Below are 17,412 nucleotides of genomic sequence, written 5' to 3' on the forward strand. Positions count from 1 at the left end.
TGGGGCGTCACCCTGAACCTTGAAAGGGGTCCCATGAGCCTGGAATACGAGAATGACGGTGCCCTCCATGCGAAGCTTATCGAGGAGGTGCTGTCGCAATATCCTGACAAGTCGGCGAAGCGCCGCAAAAAGCACCTCAGCGTCGCAAAGAGCGGCGACGAGGCTGGCGAGGAAAGCCAGGTCCTTTCCGAATGCGAGGTCAAATCGAACATCAAGTCCATCCCCGGCGTGATGACGATTCGCGGCTGCGCCTATGCCGGCTCGAAAGGCGTGGTGTGGGGTCCAGTCAAAGATATGGTCCATATCTCGCACGGCCCGGTCGGCTGCGGGCAATATTCCTGGTCTCAACGCCGCAACTACTACGTCGGCACGACCGGCATCGACACGTTCGTCACGATGCAGTTCACCTCCGATTTCCAGGAGAAGGACATTGTTTTCGGGGGCGACAAGAAGCTGGAACGGATCATCGACGAGATCGAGGAACTGTTTCCGCTGAACAAGGGCATGACTGTGCAATCCGAATGCCCGATCGGCCTGATTGGCGACGACACCGAAGCGGTGTCCCGCAACAAGGCCAAGGAGCACGAAAAGACGATCGTGCCGGTGCGCTGCGAGGGCTTCCGCGGCGTCTCGCAATCACTCGGCCACCACATCGCCAACGACGCGATCCGCGACTGGGTGTTCGAGAAGAAGGACGTCGAGTTCGAGGCCGGCCCGTACGATGTCAATGTGATCGGCGACTACAATATCGGCGGCGACGCCTGGGCTTCGCGCATCCTGCTCGAGGAGATGGGCCTGCGCGTGGTGGGCAACTGGTCGGGCGACGCTACGCTGGCCGAAATAGAGCGCGCGCCGAAGGCCAAGCTCAATCTCATCCATTGCTACAGGTCGATGAACTACATCTGCCGGCACATGGAGGAAAAGTATGGCATCGACTGGATGGAGTACAATTTCTTCGGACCCTCCCAGACTGAAGCCTCTCTGCGCAAGATAGCCAAGCATTTCGGGCCGGAAATCGAGGCCAAGGCCGAAGCGGTCATCGCCAAATACCGGCCCCTGGTCGATGCGGTCATAGCCAAGTACCGGCCGCGCCTCGAAGGCAGGACGGTGATGCTCTATGTCGGCGGGCTGCGCCCCCGTCACGTTGTCACGGCATATGAGGACCTGGGCATGGTTATTGTCGGCACTGGCTACGAATTTGGCCATAACGACGATTATCAGCGCACCGGCCACTACGTGAAGAAGGGCACGCTGATCTATGACGACGTGACTGGTTACGAGCTGGAGAAGTTCATCGAGGGGATCCGTCCTGATCTCGTGGGCTCCGGCATCAAAGAGAAGTACCCGGTCCAGAAGATGGGCATACCGTTCCGTCAAATGCATTCCTGGGATTATTCCGGCCCGTATCACGGCTACGACGGCTTCGCCATCTTCGCCCGCGACATGGATCTGGCCATCAACAACCCGGTCTGGAACCTCTACGACGCCCCCTGGAAGAAAAAAGCCGAGCCGTCGGCGGCGATCGCAGCCGAATGAAAACCTGGCCTCCCGTAAGCCGGGAGGCCGTTAAACGCCTGTGGCCCTTTGTCCGCGGGAGACATGAAACGTTTCGACGTCCCTGTGCCGCCGTATGGCGGGCCAGATGGAGAAGAGGTAACCACCCATGCCGCAGTCGGCTGAAAAAGTTCTCGACCACGCGCCCCTGTTCCGCGAGCCGGAATACAGGCAGATGCTCGCCGAGAAGAGGCTGAATTTCGAATGTCCGCACCCGGACCAGGTCGTTACCGACCAACGCGAATTCACCAAGACGTGGGAATACCGCGAAAAGAACCTCGCTCGCGAAGCGCTTGTCGTGAACCCCGCCAAGGCCTGCCAGCCGCTCGGTGCGGTGTTCGCGGCCGCGGGCTTCGAGCGAACCATGTCCTTCGTCCACGGCAGCCAGGGCTGCGTGGCCTATTACCGCTCGCACCTGTCGCGCCATTTCAAGGAGCCTGCTTCGGCGGTTTCCTCCTCGATGACCGAGGACGCGGCGGTGTTCGGCGGCCTGAAGAACATGGTCGACGGGCTCGCCAACACATACCAACTTTACGACCCGAAGATGATCGCCGTCTCGACCACTTGTATGGCGGAGGTCATTGGCGACGACCTGCACAGCTTCATCGAGAACGCCAAGGACGAAGGCTCGGTCCCGCGCGACTTCGACGTGCCCTTTGCCCACACGCCGGCCTTCGTCGGCAGCCATGTCGACGGCTATGACGTTACGGTCAAGGGCATTTTGGAGCATTTCTGGAAAGGCGAGGAGCGCACCGAAGCCGAGGGAACCATCAACGTCATTCCGGGTTTCGACGGCTTCTGTGTTGGCAACAACCGGGAACTCAAGCGCCTGCTCGATCTGCTGGGCGTGTCCTATACCTTCATCCAAGACGCCTCTGACCAGTTCGACACGCCCTCGGACGGCGAATACCGCATGTACGACGGCGGCACGAAGATCGAAGAGGTGAGGAAGGCACTCAACGCCGAGGCGACACTTTCGCTACAGCATTACAACACCCGAAAAACACTGGAGTATTGCGAGGGGGTAGGGCAGGCGACTGCCTCGTTTCATTACCCGCTCGGAGTCCAGGCGACCGACGACTTCCTGATGGAGGTCTCCGCGATTTCCGGCAAGCAAATCCCCGAGGCAATCCGCCTGGAGCGCGGCCGACTTGTTGACGCCATGGCGGACAGCCAATCCTGGCTGCACGGTAAGAAATACGCCATCTACGGGGATCCGGACTTTGTCTACGGCATGGCCCGCTTCATCATGGAGACGGGCGGCGAGCCGACCCATTGCCTCGCCACCAACGGCACCTCGGCATGGGAAGCGGACTTGAAGGAACTGCTTGCATCATCACCCTTCGGCAAGGATGCTCAAGTCTGGGCGGGCAAGGACCTCTGGGCGATGCGCTCGCTGCTCTTCACCGAGCCGGTGGACCTGCTGATCGGCAGCTCCTATGGCAAGTATCTGGAGCGCGACACCGGGACGCCGCTGATCCGGCTGACGTTTCCGATCTTCGACCGCCACCATCACCATCGGTTTGCGCTTATGGGCTACCAAGGCGGGTTGCGCGTCCTGACGACGATCCTCGACAAGATCTTCGACAAGCTCGATCGCGAGACAAGCGAGACGGGCGTGACGGACTGTTCGTATGACCTCACCCGCTAAGCGTGGCGGCCGGCTCTTCGGTGAGGCCGGTCGTCTTCCCGAGGGACTTTGGAGACCGACGCAATGTCCTCGCTCAGAGCCAAAATCCAGGATGTCTTCAACGAGCCCGCCTGCGAGCAGAACCGCGGCAAGGATGCCAAGGCGCGCAAGGAGGGCTGTTCGAAGCCATTGACCCCCGGGGCGGCGGCCGGCGGCTGTGCCTTCGATGGCGCCAAGATCGTGCTGCAGCCGATCACCGACGTCGCGCACCTGATCCATGCGCCGCTCGCCTGCGAGGGCAATTCCTGGGACAACCGCGGTGCGGCTTCGTCCGGGCCAACGCTGTGGCGCACGAGCTTCACGACCGACCTCACCGAACTCGATGTTGTGATGGGGCAGGGCGAGCGGAAGCTTTTCAAAGCGATCCGCGAGATCAAGGAAGCGTATGGGCCGCCGGCGATCTTCGTCTATCCGACCTGCGTGACGGCGCTGATCGGCGACGACATCGAGGCCGTCTGCAGGCGTGCGGCGGAAAAGTTCGGCCTGCCGGTGGTGCCGGTCAATTCGCCGGGCTTCGTCGGCTCCAAGAATCTCGGCAACAAGCTTGCCGGCGAGGCGTTGCTCGAGCATGTCATCGGCACGGTCGAGCCCGACGATGCCGGCCCTTACGACATCAACATCCTTGGCGAATTCAACCTCTCGGGTGAATTCTGGCTGGTGAAGCCGCTCCTGGATCGGCTGGGCATCCGGGTGCGCGCCTGCATTCCAGGCGACGCGCGCTACCTCGACATTGCCTGTGCGCACCGCGCCCGGGCGGCTATGATGGTGTGCTCGACCGCGCTCATCAATCTCGCCCGCAAGATGGAGCAGCGCTGGGACATCCCGTTTTTCGAGGGCTCCTTCTACGGCATCACCGACACCTCGGAAGCGCTCCGACAGATCACTCAGCTGCTCGTGAAGAAGGGTGCCGATCCGGAGATCCTCGGCCGCACCGAGGCATTGATTGCAGAGGAGGAGGCGATTGCGTGGAAGAAGCTCGCGGCCTACCGGCCGAGGCTCGAAGGCAAGCGCGTGCTGCTCAACACCGGCGGTGTGAAGTCCTGGTCGGTCGTCCATGCGCTGATGGAGATCGGCATCGAGATCGTCGGCACCTCTGTCAAGAAGTCGACCGTCGAAGACAAGGAGCGCATCAAGCAGATCCTAAAGGACGACAACCACATGTTCGAGCAGATGGCGCCGCGCGAGCTTTACGCCATGCTCTCAGAACACAAGGCCGATATCATGCTGTCGGGCGGGCGCACGCAGTTCATCGCACTGAAGGCCAAGACACCCTGGCTCGATATCAACCAGGAGCGCCAACATCCTTACGCCGGCTATGACGGCATGGTGGAACTCGTACGCCAGATCGACCTCGCCATTCATAACCCGATCTGGCGCCAGGTGCGGGAGCCGGCACCATGGGATTGCCAGCCTGCGGTGAGGGAGGAACTGCCGCGCACGAAAAGCGAGATCGCGACCTTGCATGCTGTCCAGGAATTCGCCGGCACGACGGCCGACGATCTCGGCGAGTGTTGAGGAAGCGATGGTCCGCATCCTTCCCCAGACCAAAGCGGCGGCGGTCAATCCGCTGAAGTCATCGCAGCCGCTGGGTGCCGCCTTGGCCTTTCTTGGCGTCGACGGCGCGATGCCGTTGTTCCACGGCAGCCAGGGGTGCACCAGCTTCGCGCTCGTGCTCTTCGTGCGGCATTTCAAGGAAGCCATCCCCCTGCAGACAACGGCGATGGACGAGGTGGCGACGATCCTCGGCGGGGCAGACCATCTCGAAGAGGCGATCCTCAACCTCAAGGCCCGCACAAAGCCAACGCTGATCGGGGTCTGCACGACGGCGCTGGTGGAAACCCGGGGCGAAGACTGCGCAGGAGATATCGCCAATATCAGGCTGAAGCGCACGGAAGAACTCGCGGGTACGAAGGTGGTGCTAGCCAACACACCGGATTTCGACGGCGCGATCGAAGAGGGCTGGGCCAAGGCTGTCACCGCGATGATCGAAAGGATTACACGGCCCGGCGAGCAGGCGCGGCAGTCGAAGAAGATCGTGATCCTGCCTGGCTGGAACCTCACTGTGGCTGATATCCAGCATTTGCGTGAGATGGTTGAAAGCTTTGGACTGAAGCCCGTGATTCTGCCGGACGTCTCCGGCTCGCTCGACGGTACGGTGCCCGACCGCTGGGTCACGACCACCTATGGCGGCACCAGTGTCGAGGATATCCGTGAGCTTGGCACGGCGGAGCAATGCATCGTCATCGGTGAGCATATGCGCCGCCCGGCCGAGCTGCTGCAGAGGTTGACGGGCGTGCCTTACGTGCTGTTCCGGTCGCTGACTGGATTGGAGGACGCCGATCGGTTCGTCTCGCTGCTGTCCACGGTTTCGGGCGCGGCGGCGCCGGCTCGGGTGCGCCGTCGCCGGGCGCAGTTGCAGGACGCGTTGCTCGACGGACATTTCCATTTTGGAGGCAAGAAAATTGCGATCGCTGCTGAACCAGACCAACTCTACCAATTCGCGAGCTTCTTCATCGGCATGGGCTCCGAAATCGCGGCGGCGGTCACCACGACCGACATGTCGAAAATTTTGGAGGAAGTACCGGCGCAGTCGGTTCAGATCGGCGATCTCCGCGATTTGGAAGCTCTTGGCGCCGGCGCTGATCTTCTCGTCACTCATTCCCACGGCCGCCAGGCGGCGCAGCGCCTCGGCATTCCGCTCATGCGGGTCGGCTTCCCGATCTTCGACCGGCTCGGCAGCCAACACAAGCTCACAATCCTCTACCAGGGGACCCGCGATCTGATCTTCGAGGTTGCCAACATTTTTGAAGCCAACCGGCACGCGCCGACGCCTGAGGCGCTTGATCCACTCCGCAAGCGAGAAATGCCAGATGAGCTCCGTTCGTCGCCTCTCGCTCGTCACTGACGAGGTTCACGCACCGAGGCCGGAACGCCAAGCCGGCGCATTGCGCGTGGCGATCGCCACGCACGACATGAAGAACCTCAATGCCCATTTCGGTTCGGCCAGGCGCTTTGCTGTCTACGACGTGACGCGCGAGGAGTGGAATCTCGTGGAAGCCGTGGCCTTCGATGACGTTTCCGACGAGAGCGGGAAGCATCGAACTGAGGGCGGCGACCGCATCACCCCGAAGGTCGAGGCGCTGAAGGGCTGTCATCTCCTGTTTTGTCTGGCGATCGGCGGACCTTCAGCAGCCAAACTTGTTTCGGCAAAAATTCATCCGATCAAAGTGCCGCACCCCCAAACCATCCAAGAGGTGCTGTTGCGCACGCAGATGATGCTCAGGACGTGTCCTCCCCCTTGGCTGCGCAAGGTGCTGGCGCAGGCAGGTGTCGCCGAACAGAAACTGTCCTTCGAGGACGAGGACTGAAATGAGGAGAAGGCGAAATGTTTGAAGCCGCTGTTAGCCCTGCCGTCACCGAGGACGAGGCGGCCCTTGCCACCCCGTTCGTCAAATGCCTCGTGCGGCTGATCCGTGCTAATGATTCCCACGGGTCATGGGAAGGCAAACCGGTTGCCGAGCTACTGGGAGACTTCATCATCACCAGGGAACAGCGCCGTGCAATTCCGATCATCGGCGATCCCGATCCGGACGTGCTGTGGAGGCTCGATAAGTTCTACACCGCCGTCGGGCTTGCGATCGAGGAGCGCTCCGGCCTGATGGCATCGCCGATGATGGAGATGAGCCATGAGGGCTTCGGGCGCGTGCTCTTCACGGCCGGGCGACTGGTCGTTCTGTCCAAGACCCTGCGCGACGTCCACCGGTTCGGCTTCGAGACGTTCTGGAAACTCGCCGCGGCGGGCACGCAACTGGCCGGCGATGCGATCACAGCCATTGAGGCTCATCCCGAGGTGGCGCGGGCGTGATGGAACCGATTTTCGATCAAGGGGATCATGTCAGGCTTTGAGGACATGCGATGGCCAGCCCTCTCAACCGAGGCGTTCGAGGCCGATTTGGTTCTTGGGGTAGCGCTGATGAAGCCACTGGTCCTGATCTGTTCGCAAGATACGGAGTTGTATCTGTTCCTCAGCCACATTCTGGGGGTGGACGGCTTCACGAGTGAGCCGGCAGGCGGCGTGAAGGAAGCACTTGCATTGGCCGACGAACGTGAGCTCCAGGCGGTCGTGCTGGACTGCGGGGCGGCAAACGCGACAGGCTCCACAATCTGCGCCCGGCTCAAGGGGGAGCCCCGGACCGGCGGCCTGCCCGTAATTGCCCTGATCGCGCCCGGCGCCGAGAACCAGCACCTCGATCTGTTGAAGGCAGGCGTTGATGAAAGCTTCGTGCGGCCCTTCGCGCCAGCCAAGCTGCTTGACTGTCTACGCACGAAGCTGGCGCTGCCGAAACCGGGTTCAAACGGCATCGAAAACAGCAGCTGGCTCTGCTGCGGCAGCCTTGAGATGAAGCTCGATGCCCACCGGGTTCGCGGTAATGGCCATGACATCCATCTCGGACCTCTCGAGTTCAACCTGCTGCGGCAGTTGCTTGAGGCTCCCGGCAAGGTCTTCAGCCGAGACGAGCTGATAGGCGCGGCCTGGCCGGACAATATCCATATCGGTGCACGCACTGTCGACGTCCATATCAGCCGGATTAGAAAGGCTCTGAAGGCGGCCTCGCCAGGCAGCGTCATTCGTACCGTCAGGTCGGCCGGCTACTCGCTCGAGAAGCCGGACGAGTAGATTGGGCAGGGGTGGTGCCACGCCCCATCTGTCGTCGTGGTCCGGGCAGGTCTTGCGGCTTCGAAACGCGCTACGGGCGCGACATACTTAGAAAGAAGCAGTCAGATGGCCTTCAAAAGCCTGCTCAGTGTAGCGGGAGCTGACCACTCCGACCAGGACGTCAGAACAGCTGCGAGCTTGTGCGCCGAGGTCGGCGCATATTTGTCCGTACTGATTATGTCGCCTCCGCGGCTCGTTATGTCGCCTCCGCCGCTGGGCGATGCCATCCCCGAATGGCCTGGACAACGCGCACAGGCCATCGCCAGACTGGACAAACGGTTTAGGCAGATCGAAAGATTTTCACAGGACACGGCCAGTCTGGAAAAAACATCCAGGGAAATTCACAAACTGCTGAGAGCCACGTGGCGGTGCTATGATGTCGATACCGAACACTGCGACAAGGCTGGCGTCGGTGACGCGGTGCGACAGCGGGCGCTCTGCAACGACCTGACAATCGTCGGACCCGCACTTCTCAACGACATTAACCTCGGACCGCTTGTTATCAACGGCAGCTTGTTCGATACGGGCAGGCCGGTGCTTGTCGTGCCGAAGGGCGCTGAGGCGACTCTGTCGCCACGGCGCGTGCTGGTCGGATGGGATTCGCGAGCCGAGGCGTCCCGTGCGGTTCGGGAAGCGCTGGATCTGCTATCCACTGCTGAGGAAGTTCGTGTCGCCCTCGTCGATCCTGAGGCGACCTGCACCGGAAGCGGCGCCGAGCCGGGAGCCGACATCGCTGCCTATCTCACTCGGCACGGTGCTCGGGTGTCGGTTGACCTGCTGCCAAGTGCCGGCAAACCGGTGGCCACGGTGCTCGCGCAGCACGCAATCGACACGTCTGCCAACATGATAGTCATGGGCGCTTACGGCAGCCGCCGGCTGCGCGAGCGGCTCTTCGGCGGCGTGACGAGATGGATAGTTCGCAAGCCGCCACTGCCGCTGTTTTTGGCTCGCTGACGGGTTCCGAAGGTGCATCAATGCCGTTCGAAGCTCTACTCCCCTGCGTCATCGATCCTGACGCCAAGTCGCAGAAAGGTCGCGGCAAACGCGCAGGTTCCCGAAGCTCCTCGAGCCGATCTGCAAGCGCCGTCGCCGAGACATCCCGGAGGTCTCTAACGCGCGCTCGGGGGTGGTTCTGCTCCCCCGAGTTGGTGCGTGATGCTGAGACCAACGCCCGGGGAGAGGTATGGGCAGTCCTCAATGCAGCCACGATCACGGCGCAGGTCGGCGTCAGGTCAAAGAGAGTCGTTCAGCGCGGCAGGGCGAGTTCGGACCCGTAGCGGCATCGTATGCGCGCTACCACGATCTCCTCATTACTGGCCGGGAGCTTAACAACGCAACGACCGTGCCGTGGCCGACGCCCCCAACTTCGAGTCGGAACGGCTGGGCTCCTGCCGCGGTCGGTGGGAATCGATCGCATAAATCACGTTGCCATGGTCTGCGTGGCAGGCGGGTTAGGGGTGAGGACGGCCGCATCTTCAGCGTTTTCAGTCGGTTCGGCCCAACCCGCGTGGCGACCGAGTGGTCTTTGGCCGGTCAATCCCGACAACGCTCACATTCGCACCAGGCGGTCCCTGTAGGGCCTGTGCACAGGGACACAGAACGACAAAAGCAGGAATCCGGGAGAGTTCACCGGGCCGGCACATGCCGGCACTCATCCTAGCCCTCTTCGCCACGATCATCATCGTCAATCTGGCGATGACGGTACTCGCGACCCGCAGCCGGACATGACCGGCTTCGTCGTGAAAAACTCCTGCGTCACCAGCCAGGAATTCAATCGCAAAGCGGAAGAGGTAGGGCAGAGGCGATGCTCGGACGGAGCGGCCCCTGCAATCGCAATGGCGTTCCGCCACCACCTGAGCGACCGAAAACGGCAAGAAGCTCAAGCAAGGCTTGAGGCGGACGATGATGACGAGCCTGGCGGTAGCCAACGCAGTCATGATGTCCATCTGCTCGTCCCTCAGCCCGAATATATGTCGAGTCGTCCGTGGCCACGCTTCTCTGGCGACGCGAAGCGCGTGATGCGTGTCCAAGACCTGACAGTGGCAGAAAACATGTCGCGTCCAATACAACCGGCTATCTTGGGCACCCGGAGGTTTTTTAAAGTGGAATCAAGCATTTACTGCGCGCTGAGCGCATTGGCACGGCCTTTGCGAATTGAGATTCAGCAACACTGAGTGAAGGCTGACTGCACGCAGATGCGCAAGACGAGCGATGCTCTCCCTTCCTTGAACCCTCGTTCCCCGTCTCAAAGGGGGAACAAGCTTGCGCATAAGGTCACGCAATCTTTGGCAACAGCTTTGGAGAGCAAAATGGTATTGCAGATGAAGTCACCGGCTCCTTCGATCAAAGTGGACACCTGGCTGCGTGGCGAGCCCCTGACGAACTTCCAACCCGGCAAAGTGTATATCGTCGAATTTTGGGCAACTTGGTGCGAACTGTGTGTGGCGGAGATGCTCGATCTGATGCGGCTCCAGGAAAAATACAAGGACGGCGGACTTGAGGTCGTCGGCGTCGCGGCTGATGAAGACGCTCCAACGGCCATTGAGGCTCGAACCAAGTTGGACGCGTGGTTGACCGAAAAGTGCTCGCATCTGAACTATCGGATCGCGTTCGACTACACAGGTGAAATGAACAAGCTTTGGATGAAACCCAGCTTTTCCGCCGGGATTCCGACTTCGTTCGTGGTCGACCGAGACGGCCACATCGCCTTTATCGGTCATCCCAGCCAACTCTATGAGATTTTGCCGAAAGTGCTCAACGGCAGCTGGCGCACCAGCGATAAAGCGAAAGCCGCCGATACGGAGCGGATCGCCAGAAGCGAGTCCATGGCGCGTGAACAAGCGTTGAAGAAGCCGATCGATGACAGATTCTGGGGGGCGGTGAAGTTAGAAGATTGGAAGACGGCGCTCTGGGCGATCGAAGAGGGCATCGCCTTGATGCCGGACGACATCAATTTCCGCTTGGCTCATGCGCATCTGTTGCTTCACAAAATTCAAGACATGTGGACCGGCTTGCCCGTGATGCGCCAATTGGTCGCGAAGCGATCGACAAAAACTCCGAGGACTGGATGGTTTCGGCGCTAGACCAACTTTTCCATCCGGCCAATGACCATTCGCGCCTTCCCCCTGCTGAGCGCTTCGCGATGGGCAAGGAGCTGTCCGAACACATCCTGGTCCTGAATCCCCCGCAAGGCGACAGCCCTAAGTTCCGGTCCTATCCCGCGGTCGCCCGGTACTATCACGAGAACGGCAACAATGATCGCGCGATCGAGTTGGTCGAACTGGCACTGACGTCGCTGGACGGTCCGGAGCCTATCCCGGCCGAATTGAAAGAGCAGCATCTGCCGGATTTGCTGCAGGCCCTCGCCAAGTACAGGGGTGGGAAGGTTTGTTGCGGCGCTCTCTTTGCGGCTCCGCAAAACAATTTCCCGAAGGTGCCAAAGCGCGGTCGGCCGAGGAGAAAAACAAAAAGGGGTGATTGGTCAAAATGGCTTACTGGCCAATTCGTCCATTTCCCTGGCGTGACCGCAGCAAGGAGGGTCCATGCAGCACTTGGTCGATCGTTTGCAGCAGGATCGAGGCTCGAATCTTCATGGCCTCCGGCCGCATTGCGGCGGAAGTGATGTTCGACGCGAATTCGCGTGGAAGACTTCGCAGTCGAGGACGTGTTCAAGGTCGGCCAGAGGGACATCGATTGCGTGGAATCAGCCGCGCCGACCCGGGCGTCGGCTGCGCAAGTGTGCCCGAAGTAGGCGTCCCAGAAAACAGACATCGTGCTTCGAGGAAGAGGACTGAAATGAGGAGAAGGCGAAATGTCTGATGCCGCGGTCAGCCCGGCTGTCAACGAGGACGAGGCGCCCCTTGCCACGCAGTTTGTCAGATGGCTCGTGCGGCTGATCGGTGCTCAAGACTCCTACGCCTCGTGGGAAGGCAAATCGGACGCCGAACTGCTGGGCGACTTCATCATCACCAGAAAACAGCGCCGTGCGATCCCCATCATCGGCGATCCCGATCCGGACGTGCTGTGGAGACTCAATATTTCTACACGGCCGTCGGGCTTAGGATCGAGGAGCGCTCCGGCCTGATGACATCGCCAATGATGAAGATGAAACCCATGGGGGCTTCGGACGATTGCTTTTCACGGCCGGGCGGTTGGTCGCTCTGTCGAGACATCCACCGGTTCGGCTTCGACACGTTCAGGAAGCTCGCGGAGGCCGGTACGAAACTGGCCGACGATGCGACTGCAGCCATCGAAGCCTATCCCGACGTGGCACGGGCGTGAAGAAACCGATTTCGAGGAAGGATTTATGTCAAAGCTAGATGAAATGGGGAAGAAAGTCCGAAAGCTTCAGCTGCGCGCGGCAGTTGCCAAGATGAAATTGCGCGACCTTGCAGAGAATCTCCCGGGAAAATGGACGGAGATAGAGGAAGTAGCCCAAGAAACGTCGGCGGTTTTTGCCGAGTTGGATGGTGCCAAGAGAGCGCTCGCTGCAATGAAGAAGTTACGATGACGAGCACATTTATCACCCGCGACGGCTCCGGATGGGTGCCGGAATATCTCACCGCTATAGACGGCACGACCTGCATCGGCTGCGGCCGCTGTTTCAAAGTCTGCTCTCGCGAGGTCATGCATCTTTACGGTGTCGATGACGCGGGTGAAATCCTCGGCGCCTGCGACGGTGAAGACGACGATTTCGACGGCGAGCTCAATCGCATGATCATGGTCGTCGACCATGCCGGCCGCTGCATTGGCTGCGGAGCCTGCGGCCGCGTCTGCCCGAAGAACTGCCAGACCCATGTTGCGGCCGACCAGGTCGCAGCATGATCTGAGGAGACAAGACCAGGAGAACGGCGTTGCTCTTTAGAATCTTTTGTCGCGTCCTGGGGCTGGTGCTGTGCAGCACCGCACTGACTGTCTACTTCGCTTCTCATTCCATCGGCACAGTAGTCGTCACCACGTTGGCTTGTTCGCTGCTCCTTCAGCTGGCGTATTTCGCAAGCGTGCTCTTTCTGATCTGGCGGTCTGGCTACGTTAGCCGAGCTGGCCAAAGGGCTGAGCATTTCGGCAGTTGCAAGGAAGTTGGATGCGAGCCGCCAGACCTTGATGAGGTGACGAATGAATCCGCAGATTTGCTCCAGCGCGATCAAATGCTGGCCATATCGCTGCTGCTGCCTTGAGGCGCCGTGACAAGGTCAGTGCCCAAGATAGCGCCACTTTGGACCAACCATCAACATTGAGCAGATATTAGAAGGAATACTGCGCTTGAGAGGTCCATGGTGACAGCAATCCGGTCATTCTAGATAATCCAGGAGATGCAGTTCTTGAATGCCGTACGCATTGGGGTAATCTCTCGCACGCCGGCGTGCAGTTACAACTCTCAATGACGAACGAGGCGCTGGAAATAGGTAATGGGACTCTTCTGGCGCCGGATAATGCAGATGACGTCAAATCAAAGACGCCTCTCGAATGAATTGTGAATGGCTAATTCAGCTCCATCGCGTGTTTCCGGAGAGAAAATGCTGGAAAAGTTCGAACGCTATCCGCTCACATTTGGACCCACGCCCATCGAGAAAGCTCGACCGCCTCTCCAAGCATCTGGGGGGCAAGGTGGAAATCTACGCCAAACGCGAGGACTGCAACTCCGGTCTCGCGTTCGGCGGAAACAAGCTCCGCAAGCTCGAATACATCATCCCCGACGCGATCGCGTCAAACGCTGATACGCTCGTCACCATCGGGGGTGTGCAATCCAACCATACGCGCATGGTCGCTGCGGTCGCCGCCAAGATCGGCATGAAATGTCTCCTGGTTCAGGAGAGCTGGGTACTACATGAGGACGCCATCTATGACCGGGTTTGGCAACATTCTCTTGAGCCGGATCATGGGAGCAGAAGTGCGCCTTGTCGACAAGGGCTTCGAAATCGGCATCCGCCGCAGTTGGGAACAGGCGCTCGATGAAGTCAAGTCAAGGGGCGGCAGGCCCTACGCGATACCGGCCGGGGCCTCAGTTCACAAATATGGCGGGCTTGGGTACGTCGGGTTCGCGGAGGAGGTGCGCGCCCAAGAGAAACAGCTTGAGTTTGGCTTCGACTACATCGTCGTTTGCACTGTCACGGGCTCGACGCATGCCGGCATGCTCGTCGGGTTCGCCAAGGACGGTCGACAGCGCAACGTGCTCGGTATCGATGCCTCCGCCACCCCCGCCCAAACCAAGGCGCAGGTGCTAAACATTGCCCGGTATACTGCGAAGCTCGTCAAGCTTGGCATGGAAATCGTGGACGATGACGTGGTGCTGCTCGAGGGGTTCGCGGCTCCCGGTTACGGCCTTCCGTCCGAGGCAACGAACCAGGCCATCCGCCTGTGTGCGCGGCTCGAGGGTATAATTACCGATCCCGTCTACGAGGGCAAATCCATGCAAGGGATGATCGACCTCGTCCAGAAAGGCTTCTTTCCAGAGGGATCGAGGGTGCTTTACGCGCATCTCGGCGGCGCGCCGGCCATCAACGGGTATGGCTACACCTTTCGCAATGGCTGACGCTCGACAGATTGCGATTGCCCTCCCGTGCCGTGCCAGCGATGCGCTCCAAGTTCGTTCGGGGGCCTGCCCGGCAAACCGGGGACCGGCTGTTAACTGCGCCCAACGCGAAGGTGGCCGGGTTCATTGTACGCATCCGGTGAAAACCGCAGACGTGCGCATCCGGCGGCCAGGAGAACCTGAGCACCGGAGTGCTGGGGTCAAGCTTTCTTTGGGGAGACGCGATGATATTCTTCGAGGAGGAGTTTGACCTCCTCGATCCCTTCATCGGTGAAGGCCAAGATCCCGTCGTCATCGTTGGCGCCGTAGACCCAGATGACGCCGTCCTCGGGCTCGAGACCGAGGGTCAGGTCCTGGATGAGCGCTTCGCTGACGCCGAGGTCCCTGGCGACACGATCGACGGTGTAGACGTGATGCACCTTATTGCGCTGCATGATCAGGCCGCCGCTGGTTGGGTCCGCAATTTTGCGGATCTCCAATTCCACGGCAGCAAATCATCGATCCGATGGGCCGGATAGGCGGGCAGTCGGGCGAGGACGTCGGCGAGCCAGGCCTGCGGGTCGACATCGTTCATCTTGGCGCTGACGATCAGGCTGTAGAGAACGGCCGCGCGCTGTCCGCCGCGATCGGAACCGCAGAACAGCCAGGACTTTCTTCCGAGAGCGAAGACCGATTCATTATGCACCTCCTTTTCAAATGGCGGAAAACAGCGATTCCTGGTTGTCGTCGTGGATGCGATGCGGAGTATTGCGCGCCAAATCGGCCTTGATCCGTTCGTCTTCGAGGTCGCTGGCGCGGATCTGGTAGGGCGCGCCGCGCATGACCTGCTCGGCGGGCAAGAGGCCATCCCTGATGAACCGGCGGATTTTGACGTGCGACACGCCGAGCTTCGCGGCCGCATCCGACATGGTGAGCCACTCGCCATTCTTGTCGGAAGAGCGATAGCCGCTGATCTTGTGCACCGTGCGCAGCGATTGGACGCGACGCGCGGTCCAGGTCTTTCCCTGACCGGTCTGCATGCCCATGCGGTTGAGTGTGGCAGCGATTTCGGCATCCGACCACCGGGTTGCCATGGATCGCATGATCGCCAGAGCCTCCTCAGGCGTACGCTGGCCATGCTCTCCGGATTTGGGCTTGCGAACCCGTACCTGCGAGTGCTGGCCTCCATGCCAGTGGATGGTCAAGATCACGTCGCGCGCATCGTCATCGACATCCGCCACGATGTCCTTGATGAGCGCGCGCAGCAGTTGCTGACGACAGCGCATGTCGACACCCGGCGCATTCCAGGTGGCCTCGAGATTCTGGGCGAGGCCGGTGAAGTCCGGAACCGCGTCGACGGGCTCCACACGCTGGACTTCGCTCAGCCGGGCCTCGCAGGTCTCCACGCGCCTGAGCGTGGCTTCCCAACTCCTCTCGAGCTGGGCCGCAATAAGCCGGTTCTCCGGGTCGCAAGCGGCATAGCGGCGCTCGGCGAGCGATGCCTCATAGCGCGCCTGCTGCAGGTCCATCTCGATCATCTGCCGCCGCTTGGCTTCGCTCTCCAGCTGCATGCGTTCAGCCTCCAACGCCGCTTCGATCGCCATCGGCGCAACCGCCTCCAGCGCTTCGCGGGTCACCGCCGCGTCGGTGCGAAAGCCGTTGAACGATATGCATCGCGCCTGGGCCATCATGAGGTTGCCGCGCTCGCAGCGATATACCGGATAACCTTGGCCGCGTCCGGCATACATGACAACCAGTCTTCGCCCGCATCGATCACAGGAGATGAGACCCGGGAGCATCGCGCGACCGCCGCGGCCCGACTTGACGCCGCCGGCTTTGCCATAAGCGTTGGCCGCGAGCAGTTCCTGGTTCCGTTCGTACTCGCTCCATCCGATGTAGCCTTCGTGATGGTCCTTGAGCACCACCGCCCACTCGCTAGCCGGCTTGTAATGGCCATAGCTCTTGCGAACGCGGCCATCGACGATCTCAGTGCGCTTCTCGCTCTTACCATAGACATAGGCGCCGGCGTAGAATGGGTTCTTCAGGATCGAGATCACGTTGCGGTAGCGGATCGGAACCCAGTCGAAGGAGACCATCTTCTTGCCATCGGAGGGTCTGGGGAAATGCACGTCATCGTCGATCATCGAGATCAGGACCTGGCGCGCACTGCCGAGTTCGCGGAAGCGCGTGAATATCAGGCGAATGGTCTCCTGCAGGCGCATGTCGGGATCGAACCCGAGACCGTAATCGCGGTGCCAGACATAGCCGAAAGGCACGGAGATGCGCAGTTCCCCGCGCTGTGCCTTGGCGCGGGCGGCCTCGTACATGCGGGCACGCAGCACGCCGAGCTCGAACTCGCTGATGCTGCCCTTCATACCGAGCAGCAGGCGGTCGTTCGGCAATCCCGGATCGTAGACTCCGTCCAGATCGATCACGCGTGCATCAACTTCGCCGCACAACTCGAGCAGCCTATGCCAGTCCGGCCCGTTGCGCGACAGGCGGGACGCCTCCAGGCAAAGCACGGCGCCCACATGGCCGGTGCACAGATCGTCGACCAGGCGCTCGAAACCGGGACGCTCCACAGCCCCGCTTGCGGTTCGTCCCAGATCCTCGTCGATCACCTCTACTTTGCGGAATCCCCAGCGCCGCGCGACGTCGACAAGCTCATATTGCCGACGTTGGCTCTCAAGGTTGAGCTGGACCTGCGCCTGAGTGGACTGACGCACATAGACGACAGCCTTGCGCTTGAGGACGGCAGTCGGAATCAGATTACCGCTCGTCATCGCAGCTCTCCTCCTCCGTTGCCACGCCGGCGGCGGCCATCAATACGTTGGCGAGCCGGACGATCACTATGGTCCGTTGCGCTGAACTCAGCCCGTTCAGCTTCTGCGAGTCGAGCGGCAAGCTGAGTTGGCGAACGACCACGAGAGATCGTGTCGG

14 protein-coding genes and 4 pseudogenes are annotated in these 17,412 nt (G+C 60.8%); 15 read left to right on the forward strand and 3 right to left on the reverse strand.

From position 1 onward, the window contains the following. The first annotated feature begins 33 nt into the window (after positions 1-33). The 15 genes and pseudogenes from nifD to NKH90_RS23045 all read left to right on the forward strand — a co-directional run bounded on the left by nifD (position 34) and on the right by NKH90_RS23045 (position 14,493). Positions 34-1,536, forward strand: a complete 1,503-nt coding sequence (gene nifD, locus NKH90_RS22975) for a nitrogenase molybdenum-iron protein alpha chain (RefSeq protein WP_352821058.1) — start codon at positions 34-36, stop codon at positions 1,534-1,536. Positions 1,537-1,663: 127 nt separating this feature from the next. After that, positions 1,664-3,205: a nitrogenase molybdenum-iron protein subunit beta gene (gene nifK / locus NKH90_RS22980; protein WP_352821060.1), complete on the forward strand. Its 1,542-nt coding sequence runs from the start codon at positions 1,664-1,666 to the stop codon at positions 3,203-3,205. Positions 3,206-3,268: 63 nt separating this feature from the next. Then, positions 3,269-4,759, forward strand: a complete 1,491-nt coding sequence (gene nifE / locus NKH90_RS22985) for a nitrogenase iron-molybdenum cofactor biosynthesis protein NifE (protein WP_352821063.1) — start codon at positions 3,269-3,271, stop codon at positions 4,757-4,759. 7 nt (positions 4,760-4,766) lie between these two features. Then, positions 4,767-6,149, forward strand: coding sequence for a nitrogenase iron-molybdenum cofactor biosynthesis protein NifN (gene nifN / locus NKH90_RS22990; protein WP_352821065.1), 1,383 nt, complete (start codon positions 4,767-4,769; stop codon positions 6,147-6,149). Further along, positions 6,115-6,612 (forward strand): nitrogen fixation protein NifX, encoded by a 498-nt coding sequence (nifX, locus tag NKH90_RS22995; RefSeq protein WP_352821067.1) that lies wholly within the window; start codon positions 6,115-6,117, stop codon positions 6,610-6,612. Before nifN ends, nifX begins: the two co-directional genes overlap by 35 nt. Positions 6,613-6,629: 17 nt before the next feature. Further along, a complete protein-coding gene (locus NKH90_RS23000) occupies positions 6,630-7,109 on the forward strand; it encodes a NifX-associated nitrogen fixation protein (protein ID WP_352821069.1) in 480 nt (159 codons plus the stop codon). Between the two features lie 27 nt (positions 7,110-7,136). Then, positions 7,137-7,922 (forward strand): response regulator transcription factor, encoded by a 786-nt coding sequence (locus NKH90_RS23005; RefSeq protein WP_352821071.1) that lies wholly within the window; start codon positions 7,137-7,139, stop codon positions 7,920-7,922. 105 nt (positions 7,923-8,027) lie between these two features. Further along, complete coding sequence (locus tag NKH90_RS23010; protein WP_352821074.1) at positions 8,028-8,915, forward strand: universal stress protein; 888 nt, start codon at positions 8,028-8,030, stop codon at positions 8,913-8,915. A gap of 770 nt (positions 8,916-9,685) precedes the next feature. Beyond that, a complete protein-coding gene (locus tag NKH90_RS23015) occupies positions 9,686-10,135 on the forward strand; it encodes a hypothetical protein (RefSeq protein ID WP_352821075.1) in 450 nt (149 codons plus the stop codon). Between the two features lie 135 nt (positions 10,136-10,270). Beyond that, positions 10,271-11,400: pseudogene (locus NKH90_RS23020) on the forward strand (TlpA disulfide reductase family protein); the annotation flags it as partial. Between the two features lie 372 nt (positions 11,401-11,772). After that, positions 11,773-12,242, forward strand: a pseudogene (locus NKH90_RS23025) (DUF269 domain-containing protein). 25 nt (positions 12,243-12,267) lie between these two features. After that, a complete protein-coding gene (locus NKH90_RS23030) occupies positions 12,268-12,471 on the forward strand; it encodes a CCE_0567 family metalloprotein (RefSeq protein ID WP_352566076.1) in 204 nt (67 codons plus the stop codon). Then, positions 12,468-12,785 carry a ferredoxin III, nif-specific gene (fdxB, locus tag NKH90_RS23035; protein ID WP_023679742.1) on the forward strand — a complete coding sequence of 106 codons (318 nt, stop codon included), beginning with the start codon at positions 12,468-12,470 and terminating at the stop codon, positions 12,783-12,785. The genes NKH90_RS23030 and fdxB overlap by 4 nt, the downstream gene beginning before the upstream one ends. Positions 12,786-12,814: 29 nt before the next feature. Next, the gene (locus tag NKH90_RS23040; protein ID WP_352821077.1) at positions 12,815-13,138 is read left to right on the forward strand and encodes an exopolysaccharide production repressor protein; all 324 of its coding nucleotides are present in this window, start codon (positions 12,815-12,817) and stop codon (positions 13,136-13,138) included. Between the two features lie 339 nt (positions 13,139-13,477). Continuing rightward, positions 13,478-14,493 (forward strand): annotated as a pseudogene (locus NKH90_RS23045) (1-aminocyclopropane-1-carboxylate deaminase). Between the two features lie 200 nt (positions 14,494-14,693). On the opposite strand, the gene NKH90_RS23050 reads toward NKH90_RS23045, so the two are convergent. From NKH90_RS23050 to NKH90_RS23060, 3 genes and pseudogenes are all read right to left on the reverse strand, one after another. Continuing rightward, positions 14,694-14,927: a hypothetical protein gene (locus NKH90_RS23050; RefSeq protein WP_023731894.1), complete on the reverse strand. Its 234-nt coding sequence runs from the start codon at positions 14,925-14,927 to the stop codon at positions 14,694-14,696. A 2-nt stretch (positions 14,928-14,929) separates the two neighbouring features. Next, positions 14,930-15,157: pseudogene (locus NKH90_RS23055) on the reverse strand (transposase domain-containing protein); the annotation flags it as partial. 28 nt (positions 15,158-15,185) lie between these two features. Next, positions 15,186-17,255, reverse strand: coding sequence for a recombinase family protein (locus NKH90_RS23060; RefSeq protein ID WP_352821080.1), 2,070 nt, complete (start codon positions 17,253-17,255; stop codon positions 15,186-15,188). Between the last annotated feature and the right edge of the window lie 157 nt (positions 17,256-17,412).

The sequence above is a fragment of the Mesorhizobium sp. M0898 genome (genome assembly GCF_040319695.1).
Taxonomy (GTDB): domain Bacteria; phylum Pseudomonadota; class Alphaproteobacteria; order Rhizobiales; family Rhizobiaceae; genus Mesorhizobium.